13 protein-coding genes are annotated in these 16155 nt (G+C 35.6%); 5 read left to right on the top strand and 8 right to left on the bottom strand.

All coding sequences use genetic code 11. The features are described 5' to 3' along the window. The first annotated feature begins 208 nt into the window (after positions 1-208). Together ACX5JI_RS18135 and ACX5JI_RS18140 are read left to right on the top strand one after the other, a co-directional pair. Positions 209-442: a DUF4022 family protein gene (locus ACX5JI_RS18135; RefSeq protein ID WP_459502433.1), complete on the top strand. Its 234-nt coding sequence runs from the start codon at positions 209-211 to the stop codon at positions 440-442. 16 nt (positions 443-458) lie between these two features. Continuing rightward, positions 459-896: a GNAT family N-acetyltransferase gene (locus ACX5JI_RS18140; RefSeq protein WP_459502434.1), complete on the top strand. Its 438-nt coding sequence runs from the start codon at positions 459-461 to the stop codon at positions 894-896. A 46-nt stretch (positions 897-942) separates the two neighbouring features. Here the strand turns inward: ACX5JI_RS18140 and ACX5JI_RS18145 are convergent, their stop codons facing one another. Continuing rightward, positions 943-2235 (bottom strand): NCS2 family permease, encoded by a 1293-nt coding sequence (locus tag ACX5JI_RS18145; protein WP_459502435.1) that lies wholly within the window; start codon positions 2233-2235, stop codon positions 943-945. A gap of 538 nt (positions 2236-2773) precedes the next feature. Here ACX5JI_RS18145 and ACX5JI_RS18150 point away from each other — a divergent pair. Further along, positions 2774-4165 carry an amino acid permease gene (locus ACX5JI_RS18150; protein WP_459502436.1) on the top strand — a complete coding sequence of 464 codons (1392 nt, stop codon included), beginning with the start codon at positions 2774-2776 and terminating at the stop codon, positions 4163-4165. A gap of 184 nt (positions 4166-4349) precedes the next feature. Continuing rightward, entirely contained in the window at positions 4350-5897 is a 1548-nt protein-coding gene (locus ACX5JI_RS18155) for a DNA-binding protein (RefSeq protein WP_459502437.1), read from the top strand. Positions 5898-5932: 35 nt separating this feature from the next. Here the strand turns inward: ACX5JI_RS18155 and ACX5JI_RS18160 are convergent, their stop codons facing one another. Then, complete coding sequence (locus ACX5JI_RS18160) at positions 5933-7660, bottom strand: DUF2339 domain-containing protein (protein ID WP_459502438.1); 1728 nt, start codon at positions 7658-7660, stop codon at positions 5933-5935. A 316-nt stretch (positions 7661-7976) separates the two neighbouring features. After that, positions 7977-9278 (bottom strand): branched-chain amino acid transport system II carrier protein BrnQ1, encoded by a 1302-nt coding sequence (gene brnQ1, locus ACX5JI_RS18165; protein WP_459502439.1) that lies wholly within the window; start codon positions 9276-9278, stop codon positions 7977-7979. Between the two features lie 509 nt (positions 9279-9787). Between brnQ1 and ACX5JI_RS18170 the strand changes: the two genes are divergently transcribed. Then, positions 9788-11173, top strand: a complete 1386-nt coding sequence (locus tag ACX5JI_RS18170) for a peptide MFS transporter (RefSeq protein WP_459502440.1) — start codon at positions 9788-9790, stop codon at positions 11171-11173. A 153-nt stretch (positions 11174-11326) separates the two neighbouring features. Here ACX5JI_RS18170 and ACX5JI_RS18175 read toward each other — a convergent pair whose 3' ends face one another. From ACX5JI_RS18175 to ACX5JI_RS18195, 5 genes are all read right to left on the bottom strand, one after another. Beyond that, positions 11327-11962 carry a class A sortase gene (locus ACX5JI_RS18175; protein WP_459502441.1) on the bottom strand — a complete coding sequence of 212 codons (636 nt, stop codon included), beginning with the start codon at positions 11960-11962 and terminating at the stop codon, positions 11327-11329. A 95-nt stretch (positions 11963-12057) separates the two neighbouring features. Further along, entirely contained in the window at positions 12058-13494 is a 1437-nt protein-coding gene (locus ACX5JI_RS18180) for a choice-of-anchor I domain-containing protein (protein WP_459502442.1), read from the bottom strand. Positions 13495-13619: 125 nt separating this feature from the next. Then, a complete protein-coding gene (locus ACX5JI_RS18185) occupies positions 13620-14093 on the bottom strand; it encodes a DUF2178 domain-containing protein (protein ID WP_459502443.1) in 474 nt (157 codons plus the stop codon). Beyond that, positions 14086-14313, bottom strand: a complete 228-nt coding sequence (locus ACX5JI_RS18190) for a helix-turn-helix transcriptional regulator (protein WP_459502444.1) — start codon at positions 14311-14313, stop codon at positions 14086-14088. Before ACX5JI_RS18190 ends, ACX5JI_RS18185 begins: the two co-directional genes overlap by 8 nt. A gap of 103 nt (positions 14314-14416) precedes the next feature. Further along, a complete protein-coding gene (locus tag ACX5JI_RS18195; RefSeq protein WP_459502445.1) occupies positions 14417-15742 on the bottom strand; it encodes a 3D domain-containing protein in 1326 nt (441 codons plus the stop codon). Between the last annotated feature and the right edge of the window lie 413 nt (positions 15743-16155).

Here is a 16155-nt window from a genome sequence, read left to right on the forward strand (position 1 = left end):
TTCTCTGTAAAAACCCTTTTACTCATAATTTTCTCCAGTCTTTATGTTTTTCTTAATTATATACAAAAAAACCTATAGGGAGACTTTTTTAGTGTCTACTCTATAGGGTACATTTTATAATGAAAGGGGCCTTTTTCAATACAACGAAATATTTTTCTTAAAATTCCCACTTTAACATGGTAAAATATTACTATCATATAGTATGGGGATGAATCACAATATGTCTATTTCAACTTTAGCGCTTTTATTATTAGCAGAAGTCCTCGTTGCCATTATTCTCATCGGTATTAGCATTGAAATTTGTAGCTACGGATGGAAAAAATCAAATGGAACAAAGTATTTTTGCCTATTTCTTTCTCTTATTCTAGGAACGTGTAGCATACTAGGTCTTTGTGTGGCACCTGCCTATTTCTTTCTGCAACTTATAGAAAAATCATCATAAGAAAGGATGATTGTGTATGATTATAATTACGCAGATTGATCCCTCTGAAACATACGCACTACGGCAAAACATTTTACGACCAAATCAGCAATTAGGGGATTGCAAATACATATCTGATTATGAAATAAATTCCTTCCATCTAGGTGCATTTCTAAACGAAGAACTCATTAGCATCGCTTCCTTCTCATCTGAAGTAGAGCCTTCCTTACAAGGTAGGAATCACTATCGTTTACGAGGTATGGCTACAGTCCCTACCTTTCGGAAACAACATGCCGGTAGCTCATTAATCCAGCAAGCTACAGCAATCTTACAAGAGCGCCAGGTAGAGATATTATGGTGTAATGCTCGGATCACCGTTGCAGATTACTACAAGCGATTAGGATTCCTTGAGCATGGTGAAATATTTGATATACATCCGATTGGACTTCATAAGTTAATGTATAAAACATTATAAAATACATAGTAAAAGGTACTTCCTATAAAGAAGTACCTTTACTATGTTATAAAAACAAATGACATCCAAATAAAATTGCAAAGAAATACAGAAGCGGATGAACTTCCTTCCCTTTCCTTTTCACAATCTTTAAAATCGGATAAATTAAAAATCCAATTGCAATTCCGTTTGCAATACTAGATGTTAATGGAATCCCTACAAAAATTAGAAATGCGGGCAGTGCATCTTCAAATTCACTCCAGTTAATATCACGAATACTTTGTTCCATTAAACTTCCTACTATAATTAATGATGGAGCTGTAATCGCTGCCACACTTGATAAGGAAGAAATTACAGGACTAAAAAACGCAGTCACAATTGTTAAACAGACTACGACAATACCCGTTAATCCTGTTTTACCACCTGCTGCAATTCCTGCTGATGATTCAATTGTCGCTGCTGTTGGGCTCGTCCCAAACACTGCTCCCGTTGTACCGCCTATTGCATCAGCAATGAAAGCTTTCCCGAAGCGTTTTTCTGCGTTATCCGTATTTAAACCAGCTTGTTTAATTAAACCGAGCAACGCACCTGTTGTATCGAATAAAAGAACGAGTAAGAAAGAAAAAACAACACCGTATAATCCGTATTCTATTACATCAGAAAATGCATGGATTGGATTAGAAACGATAATTCCTTCTGGTAAATGCGGAATCGCCACAATTTTATTCTCAAACTGCAGTTGTCCTGTAAAATAAGCAACAATACCTGTCACAATCATACTAATAAATAGCGATCCACTTACGTGTAAAACCATTAATATTGCTGCCAATACTAAACCAAATAAAGTCAACATAACAGCTGGTGAATGAAAGTTACCGATTGTTACTAAATTAGATGGATGATCCACAATAATACCCGATAATCGAAGCCCAATAAAAGCAATGAATAACCCAATCCCACCTGCAATCGCCTGTTTTAAACTATCAGGAATCGCTACAATCAGCTTTTGACGAAATGATGTGAAAGATAGTAACAGAAAAATAATCCCTGTTACAAATACTGCTGAAAACGCAATAACATATGTAATCCCTTCTGCCTTTTGCACAACAGAATAAGCAAAATAGGCATTCATTCCCATTGCCGGCGCAATCACAATTGGGTAATTTGCGAAAAATGCCATACATAACGTCCCGACAACTGTCGCAATAATTGTTGCCGTAAATGCTTGATCAAATGGTACACCTGCATCAGATAATATTTTCGGATTGATGACAAGAATGTACGCGAATGTAAAAAATGTTGTGATGCCAGCTAAAACCTCTCGCTTCACAGAAGTGTTATACTTTTGTAATTGAAACATACTGAGGTACCCTTCCTATACAATGAATTATTATCACACATTCTTTTTCATTATTATGCGAAAAAATGTAATACTTAATCTTACCAATCCTTAAAAAGAAGCGTCAATGTATTAGGTAATATTTAGAATTTTAAGTTTAGGTCTGACAAATTGCAAAATAGAAAAAACTTTCTTTTTAGGTGGAAGAGAGCATACGACCATGCATAGAAGCGGACAAAACCTTTTTTAGATAAGAGACAGCGCCCGCTCATAGATAGGAGCGCTCAAATCTTTTGTATCCCTCTTTAGCTGAATACAAGCCACCTACTATTCTTCGTAACCGTGACTACAAATGCTTCTTCACCTACTACGAAATAAAGTGAAATTTTAATCAGCCCTCACCAATCGGTCCAAAGATATCCTTTCACCACGACATAGATATAGTACAGATAATTCCAAATTGTTTTTGTAGCATAACAGGGAGAAATGTTTTATAATTTAAAACAGTCGAACTTTACGAAAGCGTATTCGAACTTTTCATTCTACAAGGAGGCTTCTTATGCAGAATACAAACAAATCAGGAACTTTAAACCGCGGTTTAAAACAAAGACATATTACATTAATGTCACTCGGATCAGCTATTGGAGTTGGATTATTTTTAGGATCCGCTTCCGCTATAAAATTAGCTGGACCTTCTATTCTATTAGCCTATATGATTGCTGGACTCGTTATCTTCTTCATTATGCGTGCTCTTGGAGAAATGGCAATTGAACAGCCTGTTGCTGGATCTTTTAGTAAATATGCACATGATTATTTAGGACCACTAGCAGGTTATATTACTGGTTGGAACTACTGGTTTTTATGGGTTGTTACTTGTATGGCCGAAATCACTGCCGCTGGAATTTATATGGAATATTGGTTTCCAGATATCCCTCGCTGGATTTGGGCATTAATGGCTCTCGTATTAATGAGCGCATTTAACTTTTTATCTGTAAAAGTATTTGGAGAACTGGAATTTTGGTTTGCTTTAATTAAAATTGTCACAATAATCAGTATGATAATAATTGGGACAGGCATTATTTTATTTGGATTTGGAAACGATGGGATCGCTACTGGAATTTCAAATTTATGGTCACATGGCGGATGGTTTCCAAATGGGTTTTCTGGATTACTTCTTTCTTTACAAATGGTTTTATTCGCTTATTTAGGAGTTGAACTCATCGGCGTCACAGCTGGCGAAGCACAAAATCCAAAGAAAACATTAGCAAAAGCAATCGATAACGTATTTTGGCGTATTTTACTATTCTACGTTGGGGCATTATTTGTGATGATGGCAATTTATCCATGGAACGAACTTGGTGATAAAGGAAGTCCATTTGTATTAACGTTCCAACAGATTGGGATAGCGAAAGCAGCTGGAATTATTAACTTTGTTGTCTTAACAGCAGCTCTTTCTTCTTGTAACGGTGGCTTATTTAGTACAGGACGTATGTTATTTACATTAGCAGAACAAAAAAAGGCACCTGAACAGTTCGGCCATTTAAATAAAAATGGGATTCCAAGTAAAGGGATTTTAGCAACTTCTTTCGTCTTACTTGTTGGCGTTATCTTAAACTATCTCGTTCCTGCAAAAGTATTTACATGGCTTACTAGTATTTCAACTTTCGGAGCAATTTGGACATGGGGCATCATCTTAGTTTCTCAAATCCGCTTCCGCAAAGGACTACCAGCACAAACGAAGCAAAATTTAACGTATAAAATGCCTTTACATCCATTAAGCTCTTATTTTTCACTTGGTTTCCTTACATTAGTATTAGGAATTATGGCTTATTCAGAGGATACACGCATTGCATTAATTGTTGGACCAATTTGGTTGATCGCATTAGTGGTTGTGTATTATGCAAAAGGATTTCATAAGGTAGATGCTGCACGAAATTCTAAAATTAGTTAAATATATTACCCCTTCCTTATAACGAGGAAGGGGTTTTCCTACTTTTTATACAAATATTTATCAACAAAATCCACGTTATTTTTACAAATTTTTCGTATATTTTACATTTTACATCTTTATTTTTACAGAAAAATCAATTACATTATTAAGGCATATATATATTTATTATTAGGGGGATTCTTCTATGAAGAACAACAAATGGCTTAAACTTTCTTTAGCAGCAGCAATTACACTCAGTATCGGAGGCGCGTACATACCATCTGCTTCTGCTGAGGGTTCTACAGATCCAGCACCTGAAATTGCTGCGAAAGTTGTAAATCAAAACAGCGGAAAAAAAGTATTATTTGATAATACACATGGGCAAACAGCTGGCACAGCTGATTGGGTCATTGATGGGGGTTTTTCCGATTTTGGAAATGGTATTGCCCAAAATGGATATTTTGTAAAAGAGCTTCGCAAATCTACACCGATTACATATGAAGATTTAAAAGATTATCAAGTGTTTATCGTTCCTGAAGCAAATATTCCTTATAAAAAATCTGAACAAGACGCTATGCTACAATACGTAAAAAATGGTGGTAGTATTTTCTTTATTGCAGATCACTATAATGCCGACCGAAATAAAAACCGCTGGGATTCTTCAGAGGTATTTAACGGCTACAGACGTGGCGCATGGGACAACCCTGCAAAAGGAATGCCCTATGAAGAAGTAAACTCGCCAGCCATGCAAGGAGTAGAAAGCTCTGATTGGTTGTCACAAAACTTTGGTATTCGTTTTCGATATAATGCACTTGGGGATGTATCTGCCAAAAATATTGTATCACCTGAACAATCCTTCGATATTACGAAAGGTGTTTCATCAGTAGCTATGCATGCCGGTTCTACTCTGGCTATTACGAACCCTAAATTAGCAAAAGGAATCGTATACCTTCCAGAAAATCCACCAAAATGGAATAATGCTGTTGATAGCGGTGTTTATAATGGCGGTGGTATTGCAGAAGGTCCTTATGCTGCTATTGCTAAAGTTGGCCTTGGAAAAGCAGCCTTTATCGGCGATTCTTCTCCTGTTGAAGATGCATCTCCAAAATACGTTCGGGAAGATACAGGACAAGCAAAAAAAACATATGATGGATATAAAGAAGAAAATGATGCTAATTTATTAGAAAACATTGTAAATTGGTTGTCCAAACAAGAAAACTACACAAGCTTAAATCAAGTAAGTGGCTTACAGCTTGATAATCCAACCCCTTTACAAACATTTGAACAACCTAGTTTATCAACTGAACCACAACCAGAACCTTGGAGCGCTCCAAATCAAGGATATCAATGGTTCAATACAAATACATTTAAACCTGGTTCTTACGGATACAATGGAACTATACTAGCTCGTGATTACACGATCATTCGCCCTAGTATTCTACCAAACAACGAAGTATTTCAAATGAAACTGCAAGTAAACAATTTATTGCCTAATACGACATATAATAATTATTCTCTAGGTATTTTCACAACTGGAGGAACACAAGTTGCAAAAGTACAAAATGAAAATGGCACTTGGCCTTCTACATTTGGCTATAGTAATGCATTCTCTTTCACAACGAATAGCTTAGGTTTTTCTGAAAAAGTAGTAAATGTACAACTTGCACCAAATACAACTGGACAAGCAACTTTGCGCCTTCGTCAAAATACAACGACAAAATATAGTGAAGCTGTCACTATTAATAATCAATAAGCAAAAAAGCAATCCTACACGGATTGCTTTTTTTACTACTCATCTTTTTCTTTCGAGAAAAACATTCTAGAAATAACAATTCCAAGTCCACCGACAAGTAAGAATAATACTGCCCTGATCATCATCGATACTTCTGGTAAGTCTAAGAAAAACAACTTACAAACTGTCACAACTAATACAACTAGCCCAGCGTATAATATTTCGTTCATTCTTCTATTACGTCCAAACCAAACTGATACTAAAGCATATATCATCCATAAAAGAGAAACAGATACACTAATAACACTTCCATTTGTTGAAAGAACTTCTCCTACTCTAGTAATCGTAATAAACACAAGTACCATAAAGACATAGAGTGCAATCGAATACACATATTTCCCAAAATGCTGCAACATTGATTTCACTTTCATCATTCCATAATAAAATGTTCCAATTAAAATGAAATGTGCTACAAAAGCAGCTGACATAAATGCCTCAAATGGGCTAACAAGCGTTTGTAGCATACCGATTACATAAATAACCGAACTAATATAAAACTTAATTTCTTGTTTTAATTTCGCAGAAGTAGCAATGCCTAAAAATCCTTGTAGCATTAATACAATGGCTCCGTTTACTAGACTGAACTCATATAAAATTGCTAAACTAAACGAGCCCATCGCAAATCCAAATAAAAGATCAGTAAATAACGATTTTTTATTTTTCTTATATTCAATTACAAACATTACAGTGTGTACAATTGTACTAATCAATAAACCTCCTGTTGTAAAATCTGGGATTTTTACAATTGCCATAATAAAAAAGATGGCATTCGCACTAAATATCGCCATGCGCGGCTGGTAAATAAAGTTTCTATCCATACACATATGCCAAAACAATGTAATATGAATTAATCCATAAACAATTGTTAATTGCATCTGTAAATGCCCTAGTAATACTGTCATAATCACAAAAAAGACAAACGTTACGAGTACAGAAACAATATAAGACACCATATATAAATACTGATAGCGATTTTTATACGCATACCATAATAAACTAATCGTTAACAGTGTTTCATATCCAAAGAAAACGTAAGAATTAGGTGTCGTACTATTTAATAAAAACGGTACAAAAAAGGCCCCTACAGATACAAATATAGCGAGATACTCAGATTGATATCGCTTAGCAAGGTAAATGCCCAGTATAATCCAAATAATATTTAAGATAAATGCAATACTCGCTGGAAAGAAATGATATAAATAATGCGCAGCAAATGTTGTTAAAACAATACTCGTAATGCTTCCTCCAGCTAACACGAGTCCTAGCGCTTGCCGCTCCTGTTTTATTTGCATATCACCTATATAGTACAAACCAACTGATAATATAACGCCAAATACAATCCGAATAACCGGGGTAAGTAACCCTGCATCTACCCCCGCTTTAAATAACCAAATGACTCCAAGGAGCATAATCGCAACGAAAATGCGTGGTAACCATGTCTGACAAAATTTTATAATATCAAATGGTTCAGGCTTGAACGCCGATATATCTACCTGCTTTACCTCTGGCTCCTTCACCTTTTCTTCGCTAACAACAATTTCCTCTTTTGGTACATCCAATTTAGAGATAGCGACTTCTGGTTTCTTTTCGATAGGCTCTCTTACTTGCTGAACTTTTTCTTCTTCCATCGCTTTTTGCTGTGACTTTAATTCATAGAGCGTCTCCTGTATTGTTTCAATTGCTGTTTCTAGGGCCTCTATTTTTTTGTTTAAATCTTGTTTCATGTTCTCCCCCCTCTAATGATGCTAATAAACTAGTAATGCACCTATAATTGGATTCCTCACCACAAAATATGGGGATGAGTACACTCCCCTCTCTGTTCCGTGTATGAAATTTGATTCATTTGCAAAAAATCCCCCTATGTTACAGTGATGAACCTATAATTGGTTCAATTTCCAGTTACCTACATCATACTATTACCTTATTCATTTTTTAAGAAAATTTTTCCTGATTCGAATTACAACGAAAAAGAAATACAGTTTATAGGCGAATTAAATTAAACCAAAAAGGTGTTTTCTAATATAGAAAACACCTTTTTGTCTAATCCTTCTTTTTCATACAAGCACTTACAATCACGCCTAAACAGCCACCTATAAGCGCTGGAACAATCCAGCCTACTCCTTCTGTATATAAAGGAATGTTTTCTAATATAGGTGTCCATTTTGAATGTAACACGTTACGATTTAAAATATCTATCCCGCTAAATACTGCTACAAATCCAATCGATACTGGATATATAAACGTATACTTATGGATATACTTATGAAATAGTCCTAAAATAATAAGGGTTAACGCAATCGGATAAATAAATCCAAGAATCGGAACCGATACTTTTAAAATTTGTGTCAGTCCTAAATTAGCAAGAATCATACTAACAGTGCTTAAAGCAAACGCCCATACTTTATAAGATACTTTTGGAAATACATCTGCGAAAAATTGACTACACGATGTAACAAGGCCAATCGATACACACAAACAAGCAACTGTAAAAATAATTCCTAATAATACCACTCCGCTTTGTCCGAATAATACAGTCATAATATGAGCTAATACTTGCGCACCATTATCAAACTTTCCAAGCGATCCACTTACAGATCCAACATATCCGAGAATAACGTAAATAAGAGATAATAAAAGACCAGCACCGACACCTGCCATGCTCATATACTTCGCTAGTCCTTTTTCATCTTGTACTCCTTTAGCACGTAAAGTATTAGCCACAACAATTCCAAAAATTAATGCCGCTAAAGCATCCATCGTTAAATATCCATCTAAAAACCCTTGAAATACTGGATTTTCTCCATAGTTTCCTACAGGTACTTGAACATCTCCTACTGGGGTAAACATACTTTTTATAAAAATAAGAGCAATCATACATAATAATAGCGGTGTTAGCAACTTTCCAAACAGCCCCATCAATTTCGATGGCGATAAACTTAACCAATATACAATACTAAAAAAGATGATTGTATAGACAAACAAGAATGCACTACTAGCCTCTGTGAAAAACTGTCCTGGTCCCATTTCAAAAGCTAAGCTTCCTGCACGTGGTATGCCAAGCCCTGGACCGATAAACAAATAAATTAAACAAGGAAAAATAATTGCAAAAGAAGGATGGACACGATTAGCTAATCCTTGAAAACTTCCGGCTTTAGCAATTGCCATCACACCTAATATCGGCAGCCCAGTTGCTGATATAATAAATCCAAACAAAGCAATCCACACATGGTCCCCTGCTTCATATCCAAGGAAAGGTGGAAAAATAAGATTTCCAGCTCCAAAAAACATGGAAAATAACATTAAGCTCATAAGTAAAATTTCTTTTTTCTGCAATGATTTCATTTCTGTCTCCTTTTTTGTTTTCAAATAAGATGGAATCCTTCCCATCCCATATAAATTCACTTTAACTTTTCAACATATAGCCGCTACACCTAACAAAAGGTGCTTCATACTCATCTTCTCTCTTTATCTTCACTGAGCCATAAGGACGGAAAAGGATCTAAGAACCCATGCTCTCTCCCACCTAAAAAGGAAGATATATCAGTTGCGGCTATGAAAACAAAAATAGACTTCCTTTTGTTTTCATGTGGCATGGGGCTGAAAATGGCTCTGACCGCTTCTATATGCGGATGATCTCTTCCATCTAAAAAAGATTTTATTTCTTGTACTTATATGCAAAAACAAACATAATCCATAGTCTATCATAAAAGAAATCCCCATTCTATATCCGCCATGTTTTCCAATTTCTTCTGAAAAATTAACCTTTATTGACTTTTAATAGTTAATAAAGTAAACTATTAAACAAATAAAACTATTTACTTGGTTTTTGTTTGTGTCAGGAGGAAACTGAAATGGAATCAGCGATACACCTTGAAAAAAAACAACAAAGAAACAAGAAACATCCTCCCGGTTTATACTTACTCTTCTTCACAGAAATGTGGGAACGATTTAGTTACTATGGATTAAGAGGATTACTAACATTATATTTAACAACAGCTTTAGTAAGCGGTGGTCTTGGCTTTAGTCCTGGATGGGCACTTTCTATCTACGGATTTTATACTGGAGCGTGTTATTTTACTCCTATGATTGGTGGATACTTAACTGATCGCTTTCTCGGAAGACGCTTAGCTATCACGATGGGCGGCGTAACAATGGCAATTGGTAACCTTATACTCTTTGCCCTGCAAAATCAAATTGGCCTATACCTTGGTCTTGGGCTTATTATTATTGGTAATGGTTTCTTTAAACCAAATATTTCTACCCTTGTTGGCGAATTGTATGAAGAACATGATCCAAAACGCGATAGTGCATTTACAATTTTCTACATGGGTATTAACGTCGGTTCATTTTTAGCTCCACTCGTTTGCGGATTTTTATCAGAAAATTTATTCAAAACAACAGTAGATGGTGTTGTTCATTACGGTTTCCGTTACGGATTCTTAGCTGCCTCAATCGGTATGATTGTCGGACAAATTTTATTCACAACGTTATCTAATCGCTTCCTTGGCGATATTGGTAAAAAGCCAACAAGAAATTTACAAACAGCATCAGGAAATCAAACAGCTGGTAATACACCACTTACAAAAAAAGAAAAACAACATACAGCCGTTATCGTTATTTTGACTTGCTTCGTTGTCTTTTTCTGGGCTGGATTTGAACAAGCTGGTAGCTCGTTAACATTATATACGAACAAATTTGTTGATCGTTCTGTATTCGGATGGGAAATCCCAACATCTTGGTTCCAATCAGTCAATCCACTATTTATTATTTTACTTGCTCCTGTTATTTCAGCACTATGGGCTAAGCTTGCTACAACAAAACGTGGAGATTTAAAAATCCCAACTAAAATGGGACTTGGTATGATTTTACTTGGAATCGGTTATATGATTCTTGTGATTGCCACATTGAAAACAGGTAGTGACGAACAACATATTCCGGAACAAGCAAACCTATTATTTATTGTCTTTACGTATCTATTCCATACATTAGGTGAATTATTCTTATCACCAGTCGGATTATCAATGGTCAGTTCCCTTGCACCAGTAAAACTCGCTTCATTACTAATGGGCGTGTGGCTAGCTAGTTCAGGGATTGCTAACATTTTAGGTGGTCAACTTGCTAGTTTCACCACTTCACTTGGCTATTCAGAAGTATTTACTGTCATTGGAGCTGTAGCTATTGTCCTAGGATGTGTCTTATTATTACTTTCTAAAAAGCTAGTTAAGTGGATGGATTAAAAAAGATGAGGGAGTGTCCCTCATCTTTTTATGCATTTTCACCCTTTTCTATTGCTTGCTTATATGACTCTTTATAATCCTTATATTCCTTATATTCACTTGGCACAAATCGTTTATAGAAGAAAGCCCACTCATAAAGAGTGAGCTTTTCATTTAACCTTTTAATTTCTTCGCTTTTACAAACTCTCCTGCAACAACAAAACGCTTTGAATTGTCTACTACAGATACACACGTAATAAGTGTCACTTCGTTTTTCCCATGATCTTCTACAACTTCCCATTTATCAGGTGTTACTTCTGATACGCTAGTAACAGCGTATTCATATTCATTTTCATTATCATATAAATAAATTTTGTCGTTCTTCTTTAAAGAGGATAAATCAGTAAATAGAACACCTTTTTTGGACATGTTATGTCCTGCTAATGCATAATTTCCTTTTCCCATCTCTTGCTTATCTTTTACAGTTGTCGCACCTGATAGTAAATTCTTCTCAGTTGAACCACTTAAAACTGGCAATTCTAACGAAATACTTGGAATAGCAATACGTCCAATGACTTGTTTTTTATCTAACGATGCATTCGCAACTTCCGCTAAATCTGGTTGTTCAATTTTCGAAGCATCTACAAATTTTGTTTCATGTTTTTCGTATTCCATTTTTTGAACAACTTTTGCATTTTCTGTTTGCTTCTGTCCCGCCTTATATTCATCATAAAATGGTTTCCCAATTAGTACCCCACCTACAATAAATAAAAGAATTGCTAGTATACTATATACTCTTCGTTTACTCATACATAATCCCTTTCCTTTACAGAATCTTACTTCTATATAAGATGATAAAGTAAGATGGCTATATGTACAAGTGCGAGACGAGAAGGAAAAGAAATTTATTTACTTATACCGTAAAAACTTAACATTCCATCTCCTTCATCCGCGCTCACAAATACATCTCGGCCATTTACTTTATGAATCCCTTCCGGCGCTGCCCCAGCTGATGGCGCAAGTCCAATATAAACTGGGAACATCGGAATTGTCATATCAAAAAATAATACAGCATTTGCCCTTTCAGCAGCCATTGCTAAAATAGGACTGTCTTTAATCTTACCAGTTGCCACATTTTCCACTTCACTTCCGCGGTTTTCGCTTCTATTATCAGGGTATAAACCAGCAACAGCTATTTTTTCATCAATTAGATTCATACTATCGTACACAAGTGAGCCCTCCTGACTCCATACGGTAATATTTCTTCCCCCTGACTTTACGCCATCCTTCAATTCATTTTTACTAAGATCTCCTTCATTGGCAGTAACGAGAAATCGCCCAGACGGATCCCATGTCACCCCATCTGGTTCTAATCGTGCAGTTATCTCATCTTGAAAAGATATCGTACCATCCTTTTGTAAATCCGCTTTGTGTGTTGTTGTACCCAAACCAAATATATTTTCAATTCTTTCCCCTGCGATATCTACAATTGCTATCGCATTATTTTCTTGCAATGTAACAGCCGCTTTATCTCCTTTTGGGCTAATCGCTACATACTCTGGCTGCGGATCATGCTCATAAATTGCTCCATTACCAACGTTATTCATATGGATTGGGAGCTCGACATGTTCTCCACGCGTAACATCACCGTCAGGAAATGTAATCATTGAAATACTTCCTGGTCTCTTTGTTTTTTTCATATTCACTTCATTCTCATCATTCGGATCGTTTTCTTCATCCTCATTACAAATAATAAGTGTTTTTCCATCCGCTGTTAACGCCACCGAATCTGGCCCTACACCTACTTCATATGATTTTACAACTCGCTGTGATGCTAAATCCACTACCGCCACTTGTCCTTTATTTGCATGATATAAATTATCTCCAGTTCGAAAAGAAGCCAGGGCATATTTCCCATTCGGTGTAACCGTTACACTCGTTACTTCCGCTTCCGAATGAACCTCTTTAAAACTCACATTTCCTAATACTTTTATATTCTCTAAATCCGCAATCGATAAAATTTGAATTTGTCCTAAATCTGCTTCTGTAACAACAAGTGTATTCCCATCAGGTGTTGATGCTGTAATTTCAGCCTTTCCATTAGGCATTTGAAATGCGGCAATCCGATTAATTTTTGTATCCTTATGTTTTTTACTAATGAAGTCCGTCACCATTTTTTCCACTTTTCCCCGATATGCAGGATTAGAAATACTCCCCTTTGGTAACACTTCTATTTTATTTATAACTTGCTGTGTATCCTTTTCTAATATTTCTGCATGTACATCATGTCCTGTCCATAATACACTTGCGATCATCCCACCATATAAGAACGCTTTTTTCATTTCCCCACTCCCTTTATTTAATAAGCCAACTTTTATCATAAAAGATAGTTGTAAATCTTCCCTTCCACATGCGTTAATTTTTTGTAAAAAAGCAGGCTAAAAAAAGACGTGCACGCGGCACGTCTTTAAGCGATTTTATTTCGATAAAGTGAAATATGAAATATAGTCAATTGTATAAACAAGATTAAAAACATAATATATAGTGGATAAGCAGGAATATACGGGGTTACAATCGGATATATAACAAGCAATGCAGCTGCAATCGGTATCACATACCAAAGCGCCATAAAAGCCGTACGACATGCTTTTGCTGTAATAATTTCTTCCCGCTCATCATCTTGTGGAAATAACAAGGGAAACATCCAAAAAGATAATTTCTTATATTTCTTCTTTTGAACTTTATAAAAAATAGTTGATACAACAGCTACAATCAATAATAATAACAACGGTGTGATGCTCATTGATATTTCAAATGGCACTTTTTCTGATTGAATAATATTTGCAAGTTCTATAACAGCATAATAGAGTTCAATAAACGCCCAACTAGCCAAGCCGATAAATAACACATTCACCACGTAAGACAAAATGATTCTATTCACCGTTTTCCCCCTCCTTATTTAAAACAAACACATCTTCCATCTTCAAATCAAATACATCACAAATCGTTAGTGCTAATAACAACGATGGAACGTAATCACCCTTTTCAATTGCTGCGATCGTTTGCCTTGTTACACCAACTTTTTCAGCTAATACGCTTTGCGTGAAGTTAAAACGGGCCCTTAACTCCTTCACCCTATTATAAATGGTCAATTTTACCACCTCTTACCATTATTGTATGCTGAACTTTACAAAATGTAAACTTAACTTAACATTTATTTTGTAAAAAAATCCAACTTTACATATTGTAAAGTTGGATTTTGTTTTAGCTTAAAATTGTAACTTTAACTTGTTTTCGTCCCCAAGCACTAGAAGTAGCTTTATTTGGCATTAATACATCGATTCGGTGACCTTTAATAGCACCGCCAGTATCTCCTGCAATTGCTTCTCCATATCCTTCAACATATACGCGAGAACCTAACGGAATAACAGCTGGATCAACAGCAATTATTTTCATTCCTGGGTTTGCAGTTAAGTTATGACCCATTGCAGATTTTACAGTATCACCCGGCTTATTTCCATTCTCAGATGGATCAGCTGTATAAGCAGTTGCTTCTACGTAGATTTCACGTCCACCCTTAGCTGGCTTTGGAGCTGGCTGAGGTGTAGGTGCTGGTTTCGCACTTTCAGCTGGCTTAGATTCTGGTGCTGGCTTAGATTCTAGTGCTGGCTTAGATTCTGGTGCTGGCTTCTTAGCAGCTTCTGCTTGTCTTGCTTCTTCCTCTTCTTTCGCCTTCACTAAAGCCTCTGCTTGTGCTTTCGCTAAAGCCTCTGCTTGTGCTTTCGCTTCCGCTTCTGCTTTTGCTTGTGCTTCTGCTGCTAATCTTGCAGCTTCTTGCTCACGAGCAATTGTTTCTTGGACTTCTTTCATATTTGCTTCAATTTTCGTTTTTTCTTGTTCAGCTAAATTAATTTGTCCGGCAAGTTGATTATATTTCGCCTGTACAGCTTGTAAGTTTTCTTGACGCTTGTTCAAGTTTTCTTGTAAAGTTGCTTGCGCTTTTGCTAATTGTTTTTTATCTACTTCTAAAGATGCTTCTTTTTCGTCAATTACTTTTTTGTCTTCTTCAATTTGACGAAGATCTTGTTCTTGCAGACGTAAAATTTCTTTATCTGCCTCTAAGATTGTAGATACTGCCGTCATACGCTGTATGAAATCAGCAAAATTCTTTGATTCTACGACAACTTCTACTACTAAACTTGTATTTGAGCTACTTTGAACGGAAACCATACGTTTTTTCATAATATCTTTACGAGCAAGTACTTTATCTTCTAAAACGATAATTTCATGCTTTTTCTGTTCAATTTGTTCATGTGTTTCATCGATTTTACGTTGAATATAAGCTTGTTCCTCTTTGTTCTTTGTAATTGTATTATTTAAATTATGTAGTTCATTTTCAATACCTTGTATTTCTTTATTAACAACTTGCTTCTCGTCTTCTTTTTGCTGAATATCATTGTTATTCTGCTGCAATTGCTGTTGCATGTTGTTTAGTTTCTCGTCGTTTGACTCAGCTTTGACAGCGACTGTACTAGAAAGACCAATAATTCCTGCTAATACTAGACTACTGATTCGCTTAAAATAGTTCATAATCCGACTCCCTTCTTATACAGTTATACATGATTTATTTTACAGTTTGTTTACAAAATCATTAAATACACTTTATTTTTCATGACAAAAAACAAAAAACAAACCGTAAAATGTAATAAACTCTTAACTTTTAACATTTTATTTTTATACAAATCTTACAAAGACATAGATTCACATATTAGGAATAAAAGATTACACGACATTAAAAACATTGTCAAATCTTGCATAAATAGCACTAATATAAAAATGCGTCTTTTGACAACCTATTACAAATTCACTTTACACTCTTATCTTATAAAGTGAAACTTTAATCAGCTCTCACCAATCAGGCTTTTACAGGTAGCCCGCCCCCTACCTATCCTTTCTTGCTTCTCTCTGAATCGTGAGGTGAAGGTCTTACTGCCCGCAAATAG

Source organism: Bacillus sp. C1 (assembly GCF_054570475.1).